The organism is Acidovorax sp. GW458-11-26-14-TSB4, assembly GCF_059423865.1.
This window is the reverse complement of sequence record NZ_JBWKYR010000013.1, coordinates 48,786-64,081: the sequence shown is the minus strand read 5'-3', so window position 1 is coordinate 64,081 and position 15,296 is coordinate 48,786. Positions and strand designations below refer to the sequence as shown.

At 67.9% G+C, this 15,296-nt stretch carries 13 protein-coding genes and 1 pseudogene; 4 read left to right on the top strand and 10 right to left on the bottom strand.

The genetic code is table 11. The features are described 5' to 3' along the window. Positions 1-817 precede the first annotated feature (817 nt). On the top strand, positions 818-5,023 hold the full coding sequence (locus tag AC07X5_RS22885; protein ID WP_494771969.1) for a beta strand repeat-containing protein: 4,206 nt from the start codon (positions 818-820) through the stop codon (positions 5,021-5,023). A 242-nt stretch (positions 5,024-5,265) separates the two neighbouring features. After that, complete coding sequence (locus tag AC07X5_RS22880) at positions 5,266-5,517, top strand: hypothetical protein (RefSeq protein WP_494771968.1); 252 nt, start codon at positions 5,266-5,268, stop codon at positions 5,515-5,517. A 211-nt stretch (positions 5,518-5,728) separates the two neighbouring features. On the opposite strand, the gene AC07X5_RS22875 is transcribed toward AC07X5_RS22880, so the two are convergent. Then, positions 5,729-6,448: a glutathione binding-like protein gene (locus AC07X5_RS22875; protein WP_494771967.1), complete on the bottom strand. Its 720-nt coding sequence runs from the start codon at positions 6,446-6,448 to the stop codon at positions 5,729-5,731. A gap of 93 nt (positions 6,449-6,541) precedes the next feature. Next, the gene (locus tag AC07X5_RS22870; protein WP_494771966.1) at positions 6,542-7,507 is read right to left on the bottom strand and encodes a LysR family transcriptional regulator; all 966 of its coding nucleotides are present in this window, start codon (positions 7,505-7,507) and stop codon (positions 6,542-6,544) included. 132 nt (positions 7,508-7,639) lie between these two features. On the opposite strand from AC07X5_RS22870, the gene AC07X5_RS22865 reads away from it, so the two are divergent. Then, positions 7,640-7,912, top strand: a complete 273-nt coding sequence (locus tag AC07X5_RS22865) for a DUF2798 domain-containing protein (RefSeq protein WP_494771965.1) — start codon at positions 7,640-7,642, stop codon at positions 7,910-7,912. Positions 7,913-7,940: 28 nt separating this feature from the next. Here the strand turns inward: AC07X5_RS22865 and AC07X5_RS22860 are convergent, their stop codons facing one another. The 3 genes and pseudogenes from AC07X5_RS22860 to AC07X5_RS22850 all read right to left on the bottom strand — a co-directional run. Next, a complete protein-coding gene (locus AC07X5_RS22860) occupies positions 7,941-8,957 on the bottom strand; it encodes an aldo/keto reductase (protein ID WP_494771964.1) in 1,017 nt (338 codons plus the stop codon). Positions 8,958-8,982: 25 nt separating this feature from the next. Beyond that, positions 8,983-9,945: an alkene reductase gene (locus AC07X5_RS22855; protein ID WP_494771963.1), complete on the bottom strand. Its 963-nt coding sequence runs from the start codon at positions 9,943-9,945 to the stop codon at positions 8,983-8,985. Between the two features lie 214 nt (positions 9,946-10,159). Then, a pseudogene (locus tag AC07X5_RS22850) lies at positions 10,160-10,336 on the bottom strand (oxidoreductase); the annotation flags it as partial. Positions 10,337-10,459: 123 nt separating this feature from the next. Here AC07X5_RS22850 and AC07X5_RS22845 point away from each other — a divergent pair. Next, on the top strand, positions 10,460-11,446 hold the full coding sequence (locus AC07X5_RS22845; protein ID WP_494771962.1) for a LysR family transcriptional regulator: 987 nt from the start codon (positions 10,460-10,462) through the stop codon (positions 11,444-11,446). Between the two features lie 36 nt (positions 11,447-11,482). Here AC07X5_RS22845 and AC07X5_RS22840 read toward each other — a convergent pair whose 3' ends face one another. The 5 genes from AC07X5_RS22840 to AC07X5_RS22820 all read right to left on the bottom strand — a co-directional run bounded on the left by AC07X5_RS22840 (position 11,483) and on the right by AC07X5_RS22820 (position 15,295). Then, a complete protein-coding gene (locus AC07X5_RS22840) occupies positions 11,483-11,857 on the bottom strand; it encodes a hypothetical protein (RefSeq protein ID WP_409957594.1) in 375 nt (124 codons plus the stop codon). Positions 11,858-12,031: 174 nt separating this feature from the next. Further along, entirely contained in the window at positions 12,032-12,514 is a 483-nt protein-coding gene (locus AC07X5_RS22835; protein ID WP_494771961.1) for a GNAT family N-acetyltransferase, read from the bottom strand. 14 nt (positions 12,515-12,528) lie between these two features. Next, a complete protein-coding gene (locus tag AC07X5_RS22830) occupies positions 12,529-12,945 on the bottom strand; it encodes a GFA family protein (protein ID WP_409957592.1) in 417 nt (138 codons plus the stop codon). Between the two features lie 276 nt (positions 12,946-13,221). Continuing rightward, positions 13,222-13,407, bottom strand: a complete 186-nt coding sequence (locus tag AC07X5_RS22825; RefSeq protein ID WP_494771960.1) for a hypothetical protein — start codon at positions 13,405-13,407, stop codon at positions 13,222-13,224. Between the two features lie 7 nt (positions 13,408-13,414). Then, positions 13,415-15,295 (bottom strand): M14 family metallopeptidase, encoded by a 1,881-nt coding sequence (locus AC07X5_RS22820; protein WP_494771959.1) that lies wholly within the window; start codon positions 15,293-15,295, stop codon positions 13,415-13,417. Position 15,296 lies beyond the last annotated feature (1 nt).

Here is a 15,296-nt window from a genome sequence, read left to right as displayed (position 1 = left end):
CGGCATCAGCGCGACCAGCCGCCCCACATCGCCCGCATCGTCGAGGATCTCGCCCTCGCGCACGATGCACACCTCGTTGTGCGCCGTATTGTCCGCCTGCGGGATGGCCAGGTGGCGCAGGTGCGGGAAGGGCACCTCCCGCTCGATCAGCGGCGTGAACACCCATTCGCGCGTGCCGTTGGCGCCCTCGTCGGGCCCGGTGAAGGTCAGCGCATGCAAAGCCTTGGCAATGGCGGGCTCGGCCAGCGTGTCCAGCAGCTCGGCAAAGACGGGTTGCTCCGTGTCGCGCGTGCTTGCGGCCGGGCCGTGGTAGTGCACATGCCAGCGCTCGCCAATGGGCGCGAACATCAGCTGGTGGCTGGCCTCCAGGGTGGCGGGGGCGGCCTTTACTTCTTCGTTGCCGTCTTCGTCATCGTCGTAACTGCCCTCTGCGTCCGCCTGGCGTTGTTCGGCGTCGAGGTCGGCCAGGCGCTGTTGAAGGGCGAGCAGGCGGTGCAATACGGGGGAGGTTGCCATGGTGTCGTTGGTGAAAAGATGCGAAGGCTTTGCAGTCTAGCGGGCTGCCGCCGGGCCCCAGGGCCTTGTCCTCAGTCCATGCAAGGCCTGGCCCGATGGCGAAGGCCTGCCTGCATTTGGGCAATCCGCTCTCTGCGTTGCATCCGGCCTGCGCCCAGGTGTCGAGACTACACACGATTTTCGAAAATATAGCTGGCGTTTGTCGAGAGTTCTGATTAGATGTGGGGTACAGGACTCCCTGTGTCAGCCACCGCTGCTTCGCTCTTGCGCGGCCCAACAACACATAACCGCGAAAGATGCCATGCCGACCACTGCACAGGAGCAGAAGCTCCTCATCAAGCTTGTCATCAGCATGTTCGGTATTTCCCCCGGGCATGCCTATCTGCCGGTGGTGGAAAAGGGCTTTGAGGACCTGGGCCGCAGCGTGCCCGATACGGTGGCGGCGCTGGCGTCGCTGCCCCAGTTCCAGGCGCGCTACCCCGCGGGCATGACGGGCGAAGCGTTCGCCACCAGGTTCCTCGCCAGCATGGGCCTGCAGGCCGATGCGCCGCTGCACCGCCTGGCGGCAGACCTCTTCAACGACGGGGTGTCGCCGCAGCAGATCATCTTTGCCGCCGTGCAGGCCCTGGATTCTCCCACGCTGCCGCCGCAGTACGCTGCCGCGCGCGCGCTGCTGGAGAACAAGGCCGAGGTGGCCTACTACCACTCCCAGGTGCTGGGTCGTACGGAGACCGATTTCACGGCCCTGGCCAAGGTGCTGGAGAACGTGACGCAGGACCCGGCCTCGGTGGCCGCGGCCAAGCGGGTGCTCGATCAACCGCTGGTGCCGGATACAGGCGGTGGCGGGCCGCCACCGGTGTTCGCGGTGACCAAGAGCGCGGGCAACATTGCATCCTTCACCAGCGCGGGCACGCAGATCGATGTGACCGAGGCGGGCGGCACCTTCACCTTCACCAGCAGCGGCGGCAGCGTGGGCACCGCCACGCTGGCGGGCCCGCTGGCCGGCATCGCCGTGCCCACGGGTTCCACCCTCAGCATCAGCAGTGCGCTGGCAAACGGCAAAGCCTTCTCCGGCGCGGGCACCTCCCTGGTGGTGGCCCTTGCCGGTGGTGAAGACCTCACCACCTTCACCGGCACCGGTGTCGGCGGCTTTGCGCTGACCAGCGGGCAGAACTACACCCTCACCGCCGCGCAGGCAGCCGTGGGCCGCATCGGCACCACCGGCGCGGCAGGCACGCTGACCGACCCGGGCACCACCACCGTGCGCGACACCCTGGCCGCCCTGGGCGGCGGCGTGGCCGCCACCTTGAAGGCCCACGGCGCGGACAGCGTGATCGCCAGCGCCGCGCCCAGCGATGTTTCGGCCATCTCGGCTGCCGGCATCGACAGCATGGTGCTGGCGGCGGGCAGCTACACGCTCACGGCCGCCCAGGCGGCACTGGTCGATGGCACCACGGGCAGCCAGACGCTGACCGTGACCACGCTGGCCAGCGGTGTGCTGGCCGCCAGCGTCGAAAACTTCGTGCTCGGCAACTTCGCCAACAGCGTGACCCTGGGCGCGGCAACGCAGAACGTCAGCGCCCAGGCAGGCACCGCGACCACTCTGGCCATTGCGGGTGCTGCACCCACTGGCACCTGGGCACTGGCCAATGGCTCCGATGTGGTCGTCGCGACCAATGGTGCGAACATCTCCAGCGTCAACGGCGGCGCCGCCACCACGGCAGAAAGCCTCACGCTGACCGGCGGCATCACCATGACGCAGGCCCAGCACGAGGCGCTGGCCAGCATTGCGGCGCCCGGCTCTTCGGACAGCGTGACCATCATCAACAGCGGCACGGTCACCGCCCGCGCAGACGTGGAAACCTACCAGGTGGGGAACTCCGGCACCCCGAACACCGTCCACATCGCGCTTGGCACCACCAACGTGACTGGCGGTTCGGGTAGCGTGACACTGCTCATCGACCCCGGCCTGGCGCTCACCGGCAACTACAGCCTGAACACCGCTGCCGACGCGATCAACGCGGGCAACGGCGTGAACCTCTCGGGCGTGAACGGCGGGGGCGCCACCTCGGCCGAGATTCTCACCATCAACGGCGCGATCAGCATGTCGCGGGCGCAGCACGCGGCGTTCACCACCATCGGTGCCACCGGCGGATCGGACGAGGTGACCGTCACCACGGGCGGGGCGGTCACCGCAAAGGCCGGCATCGAAACCTACCAGCTTTCCGCAGGCGGCTCCAACGCGCTGACAGTGGCTGGGGGCACATCCAACATCATCGGCGCAGCGGGCAACGCCACCACGGTTGATGTGGGCAGCAACATCGTCACCGGCACCTGGGCGCTGGGCAACACCGCCGACACCATCGTCGCCAGCACCGGCGCGAACATCTCCGGTGTCAACGGGGGCGCGGCCACCACGGCAGAAAGCCTCACGCTGACCGGCGGCATCATCATGGCGCAGGCCCAGCACGAGGGGATCACCAGCATCACGGCAGCCGGAGGCGCGGATTTCGTGACGATCACCGATGGCGGCGCGGTCACCGCTCGTGCGGGGGTGGAAACCTACACCGTCTCCGGCGGCGGTGCGAACAGCGTCACGGTACTGGCTGGCACGCACGTCAATGGCGTGGCGGGCAATGCCACCACGGTGAACGCAGGGAGCAACACGGTCACCGGCACCTACACCCTGGCCAATGCGGCCGACGTGCTGGCCGCCACCGACGGCGCCAACATCGTTGGCGCCAACACCACCACGGTCGAACGCCTCGCGTTGGCCGGCGCCATCACCATGACGGCGGCCCAGTACAACACCTTCAATACCGGTGGCATCACCGCCGCGGGCGGCAGCGACAAGATCATCCTGGCCACGGCACTCGCCAGTGGAGAGGTTCTGAACGCCGCGGTGGAGAACTTCACCCTGGCTGCAGCCAACAACGCGGTCACGCTGGGGGCGGCGCAGTCGATCGATGCGCAGGCCCTTGCCGCAGGCCAGACCTTGTCGCTGGCGGGCGGATTTGCGGCCAGTGTGTCCCTTTCCAAGGGCAATCTGTCGTCCAGCGCGACGGGCAGCATCACGGTGACGGGTGGGGTCGGCGGCAACACCATCACGCTGGGCAGCGGCAACGACATCGTCACCGCCGGTGACGGCGCGGACTTCATCACCGGCGGGGCCGGCGTCGATACCCTCAACGGCGAAGCCGGCGAAGACAGCTTCTTCTACGGCGCGATGGCCGATTTTCTCAGCGCGGGTTTGGTGATCGACCGCATCCACGGCGATACGGGCACCGATGCCGTCATCATCAGCGGCGCGATCACCCTCGGCGCCACCAGCGACCTGCGCCGCATGACCGCAGTGGAACAGCTCAAGGCCCAGGCGCAGTCGGCGACCCAGAACACGCACAGCATCGCCATCAGCTCCGAGACCTTGCTTGGCGATCTGACCTCCATCGACCTGTCGGGCGACACCAAGAGTACCTCCACGGCCAACATCGACATGACCGGCATCACCCGCGACCTCACCATCAAGGGCGTTGGCGCGGGCGTGAACAACTTCGTCGGTGGGGCGGGCGCCGACACCATCGTCGGCGGCAGCAGCGCCGATTTCTTTTTCTATGCCGATGCGGCCTCGTTCATTTCCGGCACTGCCGTAGTCGACAGCATCGATGGCGGCGGCGGCACCGATGCCATCACCGTCCGCGGCGCGTTCAGCGTTGGCATCACGCAGTCGCTCGCGCGCATCACCAATGTGGAGGCGCTGCGCAGCGAAGCCAACGGGGGCGCCGCGCACAACTATGCGCTGGCCTTCCAGTCGGACACCAACCTCGGCTCCATCACCCAGATCGACCTGGTGTACGACCAGGCCAGCGGCTCCACGGCGACCGTCGACCTCTCTGGCGTCAGCCGCGCGATGGTGGTGACGGGTGTGTACCAGGGCAACAACACCATCACGGGCGGATCGGGCGCGGACACGCTGTCGGGCGGCCGGGTCAACGACACCTTCCGCGGCGGCGGCGGCAACGACACCATCACCACCTCCATCACCGGCACCGCCACCTATGTCTTCGAGGCAATGGGCTCTGCCAATGGCTCGGACACCCTGACCGGCGTGCGCAATGGCGGCAGGTTCGATTTCTCGGGGTTTCTCGGCACAGCGGGTGTGGTGCAGACCGCAGCGGTGGACTCGAACGTCAATTCCGCAGGCCTGGACCTCACGGCCGGCAACAACATCGGCGTGCGTTACGGAACCTCCTCCCTTGGCTCGTCCGACATCCTGCTGGCGACCAATAACGCCGTGGCCGGCGAGGTGGCCGTGGCAGACAACGGCAAGGTGGTAGTGTTCTCGTTCTCGGGCGCCAGCACGGGCAACAACGCGAATGGCTCCATCTACTACGTGCAAGACGTGGACAGCACGGTGGGGGTGCAGAGCTTCGCGGTAACGCTGGTCGGCACGATGAGCGGCAGCGCCGTCACCATCGGAAATGTCGTGACTGCGATTGCCTACCTCTAGGCGCGGCACGCCGCCCGGCCTGCGCCACGGCGGCCAGCCTGCTCGCGCGGCGGCTGAAGTCCCGTCGCTGCGGGTACTGGCCCGCAACGTGTCCTGTGCCGCCTGCGCCTTGTGTGATGCTCAGCCGTTCACCAGCAGATGCTTCCACACGAACGCCTTCGGGTTCAGTGGCTCACATAGCACCCGGGAAATCTGTGTGCCACCTGCAGCGACACGCTTGCGGCCGGGCCGTGGTAGTGCACATGCCAGCGATCGCCGATGGGCGCGAACATCAGCTGGTGGCTGGCTTCCAGGGTGGCGGGGGCGGCCTCCACTTCTTCCTCGCCGTCTTCGTCATCGTCGTAACTGCCCTCTGCGTCCGCCTGGCGTTGTTCGGCGTCGAGGCCGGCCTAGCGCTGTTGAAAGGCGAGCAGGCGGTGAAGAGCAGTGGTGGATGGGGCCATGGTGCCTTGGGTGAAAGAATGCGCAGGCCCCGCAGTCTAGGGCAACGCTGAACAAGTCCCTCGCGCGCCGCGCGCCCCGCTTTGGGCGGTCTGCGTCGTTGCAAATGCTCGCCATAGCACTGGCTATGGCTGCGCTTTGCGCCTAGCAGCCCATCCCAAATCAGGGCGCGCGCCATCGCGAAGACTTATTCAGCGTTGCCCTACAGCGCCCAGCTGCCGTGCTGGTTACGATGCGTGACTGGCGCGGCATCGCCGGGCCGTATCACCCGGCCGCCTGCTTGGCGCTGTCCCGAATGCTCTCCGCCGTCTGGTTGAACAGCACCTTCTTCTGCTCGTCCGTCATGGGCTTGCGCAGGTCCTTGAGCAGGTCCAGGCCGCGCTGCACGGCGGGGCGCTCCATCAAGGTGTCGTGCCAGCGCTTGAGGTGCGGAAACGGTTCCAGCGGGATCTCGAAGGCCACGTGCGAGCGGATCCAGGGCAGGCTGGCCATGTCGGCTATCGAGTAGTCGTCGCCCGCCACGTACGCCCCCGTTCGCGCGAGCTGGCCGTCAAGCACGCCGTACAAACGGTTCACTTCCTTGCCATAGCGGTCGATGGCGTAGGGCACCTTTTCGGGCGCGTAGTTCTTGAAGTGGCCGTTCTGGCCCGACATAGGGCCCAGGCCCCCCATCTGCCACATCAGCCATTGCATCTGCGCATAGCGCTGGCGCAGGTCGGTGGACCAGAATTGTCCGGTCTTCTCGGCCAGGTACATCAGGATGGCGCCGCTCTCGAACACCGACACCGGCGCCCCGCCGCCCGGCGGCGCGTGGTCCACGATGGCCGGCATGCGGTTGTTGGGGCTGATGGCCAGGAAGTCGGGCTTGAACTGCTCGCCCTGGCCGATGTTCACCGGCAGGGTGCGGTAGGGCAGGCCGCATTCCTCGAGCATGATGGAGATTTTCCAGCCATTGGGCGTGGGCCAGTAGTGCAGGTCGATCATGGGGCGCGCTTTATCGGAAATGGAAGGAAGCGGCAGCGTAGCAGCCTTGGGCGTGGGCTGCAGGGCTGCACAGCAAGACCCTGCTTTGCATGCTCAGGAGGCAACCGCCACAGGCCACACCGGCACCCGCAGCAGCGGGTGGTCCTGCAAGGCCTCGGCAAGGAAGTCCACAAACACCCGGACCGGCGCGGGCAGGTGCTGGCGGTCGCGAAAGCAGGCAAAGAACTCCAGCGGCTCCGGGTCGGCCAGGGTGCGCGTGCGACTGATGTTGCCTGCGGCCATGAACAAGGGCTCCAGCTGGCCGGCGGCGATCAAGGGGTTGGCGACAAAGCTGCCCAGCCGCGTCACGCCGGCCCCGGCCACCGCCAGCGCAGCCAGGGTGTCGATGTCATTGCACACGGCGGCGGTCTGGATGGCAGGGGCAAAGCGCTCGCCGCCACGCAGAAACGGCCATTGCATCAAGCGCCCGTCGAACGGCATGCGAAACGACAGGCAGGGGTGGTGCGCCAGGTCCTCCGGCCGCCTGGGGCGGCCATGCTGGCGCAGGTAGGCCGGCGCCGCGCAGAACACCATGGGCGCGGTGGCGATGCGCCGCGCCACCAGGCCGGGCTCCAGCACATGGCGAAAGCGGATGCTCGCGTCCACGTCTTCCTTGAGGTGGTCCACATTGCGGTCCGCCATCACCATCTCCACCCGCACCTGCGGGTAGCGGGCCATGAAGGCCGGCACCAGCGGCGCCACCACGTGCCGGCCAAAGGCCACCGAGCATGCAAGCTTGAGCCGGCCCTGCACGGCACCCTGCAGCGCCGACAGCTCGGTCCGCGCCTGGGCCAGGCCGTCGAGCAAGGGGCTCACCTGGGCAAAGTAGGCCTCGCCCGCCGCCGTGAGCGCCTGCGAGCGCGTGGTGCGTGTCAGCAACCGGGTGCCCAGCTCTTTCTCCAGCCGGGCCAGATTCTGGCTGGCCGCTGCCGCCGTGATGCCCAACTGGCGCGCCGCCGCCGCAATGCTGCCGCCTTCGACGACCCGGACAAAGGTTTCGATACCGCGCAGGTTGGACATGGCCTTGCTTATTAATGGTTTAGTTGATTCATAAGTTGAGATTAGCACTGAAAGTGTCTGCGCTGGCCTACCGCCCGATGGCGGCGGCTCCTAAAGTAGCGCCATTCTTCGTTACCGGCCGCCTATTCACCGATGTCCCAGCCCGCCCCCCAGACCACCCCCGTACGCCCGCCCTTCTGGAAGCTCCCCCAGCGCTTCATGCCCGTGGTGTTCGCCTTCTACATGGCGGGCATCATGGCGTTTCTGATGTGCGCGGTGATCGTGGGCGTGGGCACTGGCTTGACCAGCGGCTACCTGGGGCGGGTGCTCAGCGCCTATGCGCTGGCCATGCCGGTGGCCTTTGTCTGCGTGCTTTTCGTGCGGCCGGTGGTGCTGCGGCTGACCCTGGCGACGCTGAGGGCGTGAGCAGTCCCCAGGTCCAGAGTCGTCAGCGTTAGCCGATCAGCGGCAGCGGCGCCTCGGGGTGCACCAGCCCCGCAGCCCGCAGCTCGCGCCAGAAGTCCGCCGGCACCGCCAGCTGCAGCGCGGCGCGGTCCTCTGCAATGCGCCCGGGCTGGCTGGCACCGGGGATCACCGCCGCCACGGCCGGGTGCGCCAGCGCGAACTGCAGGCCCGCTGCCTTCATGCTTACACCATGCCGGTCCGCAATCGCCTTGATGGCGGCCACCTTGGCCAGGATGGCGGGCGTGGCCGGGGCGTACTCAAAGTTGGGCCCGCCGACCAGCGCACCCGAACTGTAGGGGCCACCCACCACGATGGACAGGCCGCGCTCGGCCACCTTGGGCATCACGCGCTGCAGCGCGCGGCTGTGGTCCAGCAGGGTGTAGCGGCCCGCCAGCAAAAAACTGTCCGGCCGCGGGCCCTGCAGGTCCAGCAGCAGCTCGATGGGCTCGACCCGGTTCACGCCCAGGCCCCAGGCCTTGATGACCCCTTCGTCGCGCAAGCGGTCCAGGGCCTTGAAAGCGCCCTTGCGCGCGGTCTCGAACACGCCGAGCCATTCGTCGCCATAGAAATCCTGCGCCACATCGTGCACCCAGGCGATGTCGATGTGGTCGGTCTTCAGCCGCTTCAGGCTGTCCTCGATGGAGCGCAGCGTGGCGTCCTCGGAGTAGTCATTGACGATGCGGTTCGGACGTCCGTGGCGGAACACCTCTCCCTTCTCGCCCAGGTCGCGTGCGGACACATCCTCCACCTCGTCCAGCACCACGCGGCCGACCTTGGTGCTGATGACATAGTCGCTGCGCGGCCGCCCGACCAGCGCCTCGCCCATGCGGATCTCGGCCAGGCCCGCGCCGTAGAACGGCGCATTGTCGAAGTAGCGGATGCCATCGTTCCAGGCCGCGTCCACGGTGGCGCGGGCCTCGGCCTCGGGGATGGCGCGGAACATGTTGCCCAGTGGGGCGGTGCCAAAGCCCAGGGGGCCGGGCAGAAGGTTATTGAGTACGGTCATGGTGTTTATCCTGTGAACGGCAGGCTCACGCTGCCTGCGCTGTGGTGAATTCGGTATAGCCTTCAGCCCCACCGCCAAAGTAACCCGATGCCGGCGCATTGAACAGCGGCAGCCGGTGCTGCAGCCGCTCCACCAGGTCGGGGTTGCCGATGAAGTCGCGGCCAAAGGCCACCATGTCGGCGTGGCCCGACTCCGTGGCCGCCACGGCGCGCTGGCGGTCGTAGCCATTGTTGGCGATGTAGGCGCCACCGTGGCCAAAGGCCGCGCGCAGGGCCTGGTTGTCGAAGCGGCTGGTGCCGTCCTCGGCATGCATCTGCCCCTCCACCACATGCAGGTAGGCCAGGCCCATGGCACCCAGGCGCTGGGCCAGGTACGCGTGGGTCTCCATGGGCGTGCTGTCCAGCGGCGACAGGCGAACGCCCACGCGGCCCGCACCCCACACGCCGGCCACGGCCTCGGTCACCTCCAGCGTCAGGCGCGCGCGGTTCTCGATGGAGCCGCCGTACTGGTCCTCACGCCGGTTGGTGCTGTCGCGCAGGAACTGCTCGAGCAGGTAGCCGTTGGCGGCATGCACCTCCACGCCATCGAAGCCTGCGGCCTGGGCGCGCAGCGCGGCCTGGCGGTAGTCCTCGACTATGGCGGCAATCTCGTCCAGCGTCAGTGCGCGTGGCGCGCTCGGGGCCTCGAAGCCGGCTTCGGTAAACACGCTGCCGCCCGCCTGCAGGGCCGAGGGTGCCACGGGCGCGGCACCGTTCTCCTGCAGGCTGGTGTGCGACATGCGGCCCACATGCCACAGCTGCAGCACGATGCGGCCACCGGCCGCGTGCACGGCGTTGGTTACCTGCCTCCAGCCTGCTACCTGGGCATCGGTGTAGATGCCGGGCGTGAAGGCATAGCCGCGCGCCTGGCGCGAGATATTGGTGGCCTCGGCGATTAGGGCCTGTTCACGCTCATTTCGGGGTCGCGAAGGCCCTTGCCGGAGGGCCAATCTAGGCGCGTGACGCCGCGTGTGCATGTGCACACGCAAGGAGCGCAACGACGAGTGGCGCGCCGGCAAGGGCCTTCCCTCCGGGTTGCCCTGCCTGGGGGCCGTCTGCGGCGTTGCCCGCGCTTGCAAGGCTCTAGCCTTGCTGCGCACGGGCGCCTTGCATCCAGCCCCCAGGCCGGGCAACGCGATCCCCGAAATGAGCGTGAACAGGCCCTAACAGGCCGGCCGATGCGCGCTCGGCGTAGTAGCGCGCCGCCAGGGCCGAAGGCACGCCATCCATGCCGGCGCGCGAACGCGTCAACGGGGCCATGGCAATGCGGTTCTTCACCGCGATGGCGCCCACGCGGGTGGGGGTGAACAGGGTTTCGGTGGCGGTAGCGGTGGTGGTCATGGTGGTTCCTTGCAAAGTCGAAAGTGGATGGGTCGGGGCTGGCACAGGACGAAGGATGCGCGCCCTGGTGAAATTCATCCAATTTATTTGCTGGATTCCAGATATACGGTTAAAAGCATATCTATGCGCTATGACCTCAACCTCCTGCCCGTCTTTCTCGCCCTGATGGAAGAGCGCAGCGTCACCCGCGCCGCCGAGCGCCTGGGCACCACGCAGCCCGCGCTGTCCAATGCGCTCACGCGCCTGCGCACCCTGCTGCAAGACCCGCTGTTCGTGCGCGAGCGCTACGGCATGCAGCCCACAGCGCGCGCCCTGGCGCTGGCGCCGCAGATCGCCCAGGCCCTGGGCGTGCTCGATGGCATCGTGCTGGGCCAGCAGGCGTTCGACCCGGCCAGCGCGGACCAACTGGTGACCATTGCGGCCAACAGCTATATGGAGTTCGCACTGGTGCCCGCCATTGCCGCGCGGCTGCGCGAGCAGGCCCCCGGCATGCGCCTGCGGCTCACGCCCTATGGCACCGACCTGGCCGAGACCGGCGTGGTCTCGGGCACCACGGCCCTGGTGCTGGGCCGCATCGTGGATGCGCCCGACAACCTGGTCGTGCAGCACCTGGGCGACGACGGCCTGGCCTGTATGGTGCGCGCCGGCCACCCCGGGGTCGGCACCCGCCTGACGAAGAAGGTCTACGAACAGCTGCGCCACGTCAACGTGCTGCCACCCGGCCGCCTGCGCGCCGGCCTGTTCCAGGCGCTGGACCGCCAGGGTTTGAAGCGCGAGGTGGCGGTATCGGTCACACACTTCCTGGCCGTGCCCGAGATCGTGGCCATGACCGACTACTGCACCACGCTGCCCCGGCTCATCTGCCAGCGCCTGGCGCACGACACGCGGCTTCAGGTGCTGCCAGCGCCCGTGGACCTGGGCACCTTTCCGCTGCACATGGGCTGGCATGTGCGCTACCGCGACGATCCCGCGCACCGCTGGCTGCGTACGCTGGTCGCTCAGGTGGCACAGGAGCTGGTGGGAGAGGAGGCTGGCGGCCGGCCTGATGCGGCGGGTGCAGCGGCAAAGCCATCCGCGCCAGTGGCAGCGCGCCTGCGCCCCCGGCGCTGAATGTCCGCGCGGCCTTGCGAGGCCGCGAACCGGTTTTTACTGCGACATGCGCTTGGACAGGAACCGCATCGCAAACGGCAGCAGAATCCCCAGCGTAATCATGATGAAGCGCACCAGCGGCGGCTGGTTGCCCATGGCCCAGTGGCCAAACCAGGCGACGATGAAGACGGTGTACGCATAGGTGCGCACCACCTGCATCACATCGAGCGGCACCTCCTCGATGAACTCGTAGTTGGTGGTGCGCTTGAGAAAGGGCACGCCCTCGCTGCCCAGGTCACGCAGCCGCACGCTGCCCAGGGGGAAGATCGGCGCCACGATCTGGAACCACTTGGTGGTGACGAATGAATCGTCCTGCTCGAACTTGCACTTGCCCAGGTAGGACGTGCCTATGCCGTTGTAGGTATCAGGCATGTTGCACTCCTGGCTTGGTGACCCCATGGCAAAGCCGGCCACAGATGGCGTTGGCGCCTCGGTTCCTCATTGGCATTCCCCTCGTTGGATTTGATTTTGGATGCCGCATTGCGCGGCTGCCGAATCAGCCGGGGTCTGCGGTGGCGGGATGGTGCCATGGGCGCCGTGGGTCCATCAAGCCGGGGCGACAAGCGGAGCCTTGCCGGGCGCGAACGGCTTGCTCATGTACACGGTGAATCCGCCCATGAAAGGCTCTTCGCGGTCCACGGCGAAGCCGTGGTGCAGGTACAAGGCGACGTTCGATGCAAACTGCTTGTTGGTGAAGAGCCTGAGTCCAGTGAGCTGCAGCACCTTTGCCGTCTGTTCGGCCTGCGCGAGGAGGATGCGTGCACAGCCGCGGCCCTGAAAGGCGGGCGCGACCGCCAGGTTCTCGATCAGCAGCCACTGTGGCTCGGGGATCATTTCGATAAGACCGGCGAGCACGCCGTCGACGTGCAGCAAATCGACCCGGTGTTCCCTGACAGCGGCCTCGTAGTCTGCCTTCATCGGCAGGGGCTCCCGCCCGATCACCGGCACCCACTTCGCATAGGCGGCACGGGTCAGTAATGCCACCTGCGATGCATCGTCGGCGGTCGCGCGCCTGATTTGAAAGTCCATGGGATGTTTGCCGCTCAGTCTTTGCGCGCTTCGCCCGCCACATGCCACGCAGGCACCGAATCCGCGTGGATGCTGCGCAGCGGCTTCTTCGGCGTGAACGGCGTATTCAGCGTGCCCAGCGAGAATGACATCCACGCCGCCGCATCGCCATGCGCGCTGTGCCAGGTCAGCGGCGAGCCGCAATCCGGGCAGAAGCTGCGCGTGACGCCCGGCGATGACTCGCGGCGCTTCACCAGCTCTGCGCCGCGTGTGAAGGCAAAGCGGTCCACCGGCACATTGCCATAGGACCCGAAGGCCGCGCCATGCGCCTTCTGACACATGCTGCAGTGGCAGTGCGAGGCCGCCTTGATCTCAGCGCGGGCTTCGTAGTGGATGGCGCCGCACAGGCAACGGCCTTGGTACAGCGGGGGTGGATGGTCTTGCGTGCTCATGCAGGCGAGAAAGGTCTTCGTGCGGATGGCCCGATTCTGCCTGCGACGGCATCCGAATACCCATGGCGATCCCGGTCAGGCTGGTGTGGGGCCGCAGGTCGCGGCTGGTGGTGGCGACCGGCACCGCCATGGCGAAGCAGGTACAGGGCTATCACTCCCTGAAGGGATCCAGCCGGCTTCGCCGGGTCAGCGCGGCTGCTTGCCAGCGCCGATCCATCCCATCACGCCCAGGGCAAGCAGCAGCGCCACAAAAGACCATATGGCGATGGCCGGGCCCTAAGGCCCGAACATCTGCGCAAATGCTGAGAACAGCCACGCAGACCTGCCGGTATAAGGCGGCACGATGGGATTCATCCACAGCATCAGACCTGTGGCCGCAGCCATCAGCCACAGGCCAATGGCTGCTTCCCGGCCGTTGATCAGCGACTTGCCGCTCGCGTCGCGCGCAGGCGAGTACTTCATGGAGGGCTCAATCCGTCTCTTCGAACACCAGCGACGGCGTGGACATGATGCGTGCCGTCTGCGACAGGTCTTCCACCAGGCGGTTGGCGAAATAGCTGTTCTGCGTATCGGGCTCCAGCGCGGCCACTGCCAGGTGGGCCAGGGGCTGGTTCAGGGGCACGTAGTAGCTGCCGGCGGGCACGTCGATGGCGGCGCGCACGGGGGCCACCTGCACGCGGATGATGTCGCCATCGCCAGCGATGGTGCCCAGCACGTCGCGCCGCTCCGAGACTTCACGCCCGGTCTCGCGGTAGGTGTCGGCCAGCAGCGAGCCGCCTTCGCCGATGCGCAGCACCTGCAGGCCCAGCAACTTGAGGCGCTCGATCACGGGCGCGGCGCGGTCGGACACCCAGTAGCCGCAGGGGCGCGCGCGCGACTTCAGGGTGCGCAGGTTCAGCGACGAATTCCAGTCCACGCGCACGGGGCGGTCCATGCCGGTCTCGGGGTCGATGAAGACCACCTCGCGCTGCGTGGGCGTGGGGCCGGCCTCGACGACCACGTTGTCGCGGCAGGCCTTGGCCGAGATGTCGCGCACCACGAAGGCGCGCACCTGCTCCAGGTTGGCGGCGCGCTCGGCGGTGGAGCGCAGTGCGCTGGCGATGGCCGTGACCTGGGTGTGCACGCGGCGCTGCATGTGCAGCGGGCCGATGCCCACGCCGCGCGTCTCGATCAAGAGGCTCACGGTGTTCTTCAGGCCGTGCACGTTGCGGCCCGTGTCGGGCTGCGTGCCGCCCATCGACAGGGTGCGGTCGTCCGCGCCCGTGGCATTGGTGTAGTACCACTCGCTGGAGAGGTTCTGGGCCTTGAGCGCCGCCACCATGGGCTGGTGGTACCACTCCTGCGAGGCCTTGGTCAGGAACTCGGGGTAGTTGGCGGTGGTGGTGTACTGCAGCAGCGCGTCGTAGCGCTGCACGGCGTTGAACTTTTCCTTGTAGCGGCCGGCCACGGTGTACTCGTGCGCGTCCACCACCAGGATGGGGCGGTAGTCGCGCACCAGGCGCGCGATGGCCTGGGCCTCGGGCGTCTTGAGCAGCAGGTGGTCGCGGTTCATGTCGATGCCGTTGGCCGTGGCGCGGGTGTCGGCCTGGGCGCCATCGGGGTTGGCGCGCGGCACGATGATCACGTTGATGCGTTCAAGCAGGGGCTCGAGCAGGCCCTGGCCGAGTTCGCGGGCGATGACCAGCAGGGCCTCGGCACCCGCCGGCTCGTTGCCGTGCTGCTGGCCGATCAGCACCACGGTGGGGCGCTTGCCGGCATCCAGGGCCGCCGGGTCATTGCCCTGGGCGCGGGTGAGCAGCAGGCCCAGAAGGGGCTCGCCGCGCTGCGAGGTGCCCAGGCGCAGCATGCTGGCGCGCGAGGGGCCGCCGGCCGTGCCCTGGGCCACGGACTGCAGCCATTGCTCCAGCTCCACGTTGGTGGTGAAGGCACGGCGGTCGGGCGCCAGGCCGGGCGTGCTGTAGCGCACCGTGGGCTCGGGGAAACGGGCCATCACGGCCGGGCCATAGGGCGGCGTGGCCAGGGGCTCGTTGCGGCCCACAATGGGCGCTGCGGGCGGCAGGGGGGCGGTGATGACGCCTGCCGGCGCTTGCGGCTGGGGTGCGGGCGCTTGCTGGGCCGAGCCCAGCGGTGCGGGCACCACCTTGCCGGCCTGCGGGCGGGGCAGCGGTGCCGGGGCACTGGGGCGCGGTGCGGCTGCGCCCGGCGAATTCCAGGGCGGCAGCGGCGTGCTGCTGCAGGCCGCCAGCAGCACGGCCACCAGCGCGGCGGCGGCCGTGCGGACCGGCCAGCGGCTGGCGCGAACGTCGGGTTGCTGGGGCAAGGTGGAGGTGTTGGCTCTGGGCATGGTCATA

Excerpts from the sequence above, each read along its gene's own strand:
- AC07X5_RS22860 (WP_494771964.1), bottom strand. The coding sequence starts at position 8,957 with ATGACCGTACTCAATAACCTTCTGCCCGGCCCCCTGGGCTTTGGCACC.
- AC07X5_RS22875 (WP_494771967.1), bottom strand. The coding sequence starts at position 6,448 with ATGATCGACCTGCACTACTGGCCCACGCCCAATGGCTGGAAAATCTCC.
- AC07X5_RS22825 (WP_494771960.1), bottom strand. The coding sequence starts at position 13,407 with ATGAAGTACTCGCCTGCGCGCGACGCGAGCGGCAAGTCGCTGATCAAC.
- AC07X5_RS22865 (WP_494771965.1), top strand. The coding sequence starts at position 7,640 with ATGTCCCAGCCCGCCCCCCAGACCACCCCCGTACGCCCGCCCTTCTGG.
- AC07X5_RS22835 (WP_494771961.1), bottom strand. The coding sequence starts at position 12,514 with ATGGACTTTCAAATCAGGCGCGCGACCGCCGACGATGCATCGCAGGTG.
- AC07X5_RS22840 (WP_409957594.1), bottom strand. The coding sequence starts at position 11,857 with ATGCCTGATACCTACAACGGCATAGGCACGTCCTACCTGGGCAAGTGC.
- AC07X5_RS22870 (WP_494771966.1), bottom strand. The coding sequence starts at position 7,507 with ATGTCCAACCTGCGCGGTATCGAAACCTTTGTCCGGGTCGTCGAAGGC.
- AC07X5_RS22845 (WP_494771962.1), top strand. The coding sequence starts at position 10,460 with ATGCGCTATGACCTCAACCTCCTGCCCGTCTTTCTCGCCCTGATGGAA.
- AC07X5_RS22885 (WP_494771969.1), top strand. The coding sequence starts at position 818 with ATGCCGACCACTGCACAGGAGCAGAAGCTCCTCATCAAGCTTGTCATC.
- AC07X5_RS22820 (WP_494771959.1), bottom strand. The coding sequence starts at position 15,295 with ATGACCATGCCCAGAGCCAACACCTCCACCTTGCCCCAGCAACCCGAC.
- AC07X5_RS22830 (WP_409957592.1), bottom strand. The coding sequence starts at position 12,945 with ATGAGCACGCAAGACCATCCACCCCCGCTGTACCAAGGCCGTTGCCTG.
- AC07X5_RS22880 (WP_494771968.1), top strand. The coding sequence starts at position 5,266 with ATGCCAGCGATCGCCGATGGGCGCGAACATCAGCTGGTGGCTGGCTTC.